General features: G+C 48.6%; 4 protein-coding genes. All 4 read right to left on the bottom strand.

The window, feature by feature from the left end; all coding sequences use genetic code 11:
- Window positions 1-725 (bottom strand): lipid-A-disaccharide synthase (gene lpxB, locus IQ257_RS29245; protein ID WP_193933491.1); only part of this gene is annotated, 725 nt, incomplete at its 3' end.
- 53 nt (window positions 726-778) lie between these two features.
- A complete protein-coding gene (lpxA, locus tag IQ257_RS29240) occupies window positions 779-1591 on the bottom strand; it encodes an acyl-ACP--UDP-N-acetylglucosamine O-acyltransferase (protein WP_193882547.1) in 813 nt (270 codons plus the stop codon).
- A 306-nt stretch (window positions 1592-1897) separates the two neighbouring features.
- On the bottom strand, window positions 1898-2410 hold the full coding sequence (gene fabZ, locus IQ257_RS29235; protein ID WP_193882550.1) for a 3-hydroxyacyl-ACP dehydratase FabZ: 513 nt from the start codon (window positions 2408-2410) through the stop codon (window positions 1898-1900).
- A gap of 54 nt (window positions 2411-2464) precedes the next feature.
- A partial coding sequence (locus IQ257_RS29230; RefSeq protein ID WP_193933489.1) for a UDP-3-O-acyl-N-acetylglucosamine deacetylase occupies window positions 2465-3000 on the bottom strand: 536 nt, incomplete at its 5' end.

The following is a 3000-nucleotide window of genomic DNA, read 5'->3' as shown; positions in this document are numbered from 1 at the left end:
CTCCCCCGCTCCCCTACTCCCCCGCTCTCCAACAACTGAGACTGGAGTTGCTTTGCTGCTTCAAAAGCGATAGGCATCATGTACTTCAGTTCTTGTCGTCTAGAAGCTGGGACAAGTGCGATCGCGATTTGTTCGGGTTCAATTCCTAGCCTTTTGCGCGCCTCTTCCCGTGTCGGACTCGATTGTATCCGATCCACAAGAGGATGACCCACCCAAGTCACTGGTGCTCCCTTTTTCTCAAAAAAACGAGCTTCCTCTGGAAAAACCGCCAGCAGTTGGTCAGTTATCTCCACAATCGTCATCGTATTGTTCTTGAGAATGGAGTTAGCAGACCAAACCCAATCCTGTGGGGCGATGTAATAAACTACAGGCACCTGGGGGAGCTGCTGGCGGATAAAACTGCCAATGCTCAAATTGGGTCCCATGTAGTCAATCAGTACAGCCAAATCCGGTGGATTTTGCCGCAGGTACTGTTTCGCACGGCGCTGGATTTGTAAAGTAGGAAGAACAAAGGGCAGAGATTCTAGGAGTCCTACAGAACCAATGCCAGTCGTATTTTCCAGTAGGGTGGCACCAGCCTGCACCATTTTATCGCCCCCCAGCGCCACAATCTCTAGGTCTAGCCCCATGTCTGAAGCCTGACGCTTTAGGGCATCAATCAGCATTGCCCCTTGCAAATCGCCAGAAACTTCTCCCGTACTGATAAAGATAGTTTTGCGAGTCATTTGTCATTTAGTTGTTAGCAAAGGGCAACGGACAACGGAAAAATGACAAATACTCACCCCTCCTGTTTGATGCGACAACCGGGAATTAAACCTCGCCGTCCTTCCCTCTGAGAGAGCTGCAAAAATCGGCGCAGGTACTGTATATGTTCGTTATCGGGCAATAAGTCCAGATTTTCGAGGGCTTGACTGGTAGAGTGTCCAGAACGGTAGAGTGTCCGGAATGCCTTTTTGAGTTGTCCCATCTGATCGACTGCGATTCCAGCACGCTTGAGTCCGATCAGGTTGAGCGATCGCACTCGTGCCGGATTCCCTTCAACAAGCATATAGGGGGGTACGTCTCGGTCAATGCGACTACAACCCCCTACCATTGCCAGACGCCCAATGTGGACAAATTGATGAATCCCTACAGCTCCTCCAATAACTGCCTTTGACTCAATGTGAACATGACCTGCCATTGCTAATCCATTGGCAATCACCACGGAGTCTCCAATGGTGCAATTGTGGGCAACGTGGACATAAGCCATCAACAAATTACCATTGCCGATCACAGTGGCATCACCCACCCCTGTTGCCCGGTTGATAGTAACGTACTCACGAATCCGGTTATCATCACCAATTCTAACCCAGCTAGGAGCGCCATCATATTTGAGGTCTTGGGGTTCCAAGCCAATCGCTGCCCCCGGAAAAATTTGATTTCTTGCTCCAATTTCGGTCGGTCCTTCAATTACCGCATGAGCACCGATGGTTGTTTCTGAACCCACTTTCACATTATCCCCAACCACTGCATAAGCACCAATCCGAACGGTTGGATGCAATTGGGCACCGGGGTGGATTACAGCGGTAGGATGAATTAGTGTGGTTGCCATCTAGACCTGCTCCATAAAAATCAGACAACACCGGATATGGTGGTGGGGATTGATAATTAGTTTCTGTTTCATTAGGAACCATTGGCAGCACTCCCAGCACGAGATATGCGTTGCTCTTGGTGACAGAAAAGGGATAACGTTCAAGATTGAGGAGTCATAACGTTTTAACGTGTTGAACTGGAAATCAAGTCAGCACTCATAGAATAAAAATTGCGCTCAAGTGTCTGTTAACCTCTCGCACAACTTCAATTTCCAATGATCATTGATGCCCCCGCTACCCCTGTTAGGGTTAGCGCGGGTCACAGGTTATTCTACAAGAGAAAACATCAGTTCCCCTTCAGCAACTCGTTGACCATCAACGACTGCACGAGCTTGCATCTTTCCAAAACGACGGCGTTTGACTGATATGAGTTCCGTTGTCATTACCAGTTGATCCCCTGGCACCACGGGACGCCGGAAACGAACTTTATCAATACCAGCAAACACAAATAACGAACCCTCCATATCAGCCATTTGGGTTAGGACAATGCCTCCCACTTGAGCCATCGCTTCGACAATCATTACCCCAGGCATCATGGGACGTCCGGGAAAATGCCCTTGAAAATGCGGTTCATTGAACGTGACATTTTTAATCCCAACTGCCAGCTTTCCGGGAACATATTCGATGATCCGGTCAACTAATGCAAAAGGATATCGGTGAGGGAGTATTTTTTGAATGTCTTCAAGGGTGAATATCACGTTGGCAGATGACGGCTGGTTTGGCTGGTGAGCGTTATCCGTTGCGTCATTTTGAGTGTTAACGTCGGTCAGTATAGACATGAGCAAATGTAATTGGAGGCTATGGGCTGAGAGCCAGTCAATGGTCAGTTATTGTCAAGTGCCACTCACTGCTGACGATTGACTGCTGACGGAACAAGCACCGACTTGTTGAGCCAGTGCTCTAGCCAGTTGGATATGCAGGTAGTGGCTGGCTTTGTAAGCGAGGAAGTGAGCTACAGGAAATGTTCCCAATAAACTTAGATCCCCTACTAAATCTAAAAGTTTATGACGCACTGGCTCATTTGAAAATCTTAAGGGCGGATTCAGCCATCCTTGCTCGTCACAAACGAGAGCATTTTCCAAGCTACCGCCTTTAATTAAACCGCGATCGCGTAGGTGTTCGATTTGGTGAGCCAACCCAAAAGTCCGTGCTGGAGCTATAGCCTCAGCAAAACTCTCCTGAAGCGGCGTCCAGCTATACCATTGATTACCAATGGCTGGTAAATCAAAGTCAAGACCGTAAGTAAATCGGGTTGTTGGAGCTGGTAAGGCAGCAACAAAGGCCTCTCCATAATAGACCCAGGTTGGCTCCTGTAGAACAAAGGAGGAGTTGGAAAACCGGGCAGCCGCAAAAACAGTCTCCCCAGCTC

Source organism: Coleofasciculus sp. LEGE 07092 (genome assembly GCF_015207375.1).
GTDB lineage: Bacteria > Cyanobacteriota > Cyanobacteriia > Cyanobacteriales > Coleofasciculaceae > LEGE-07092.
This window is presented reverse-complemented; position numbering and strand designations above follow the sequence as displayed.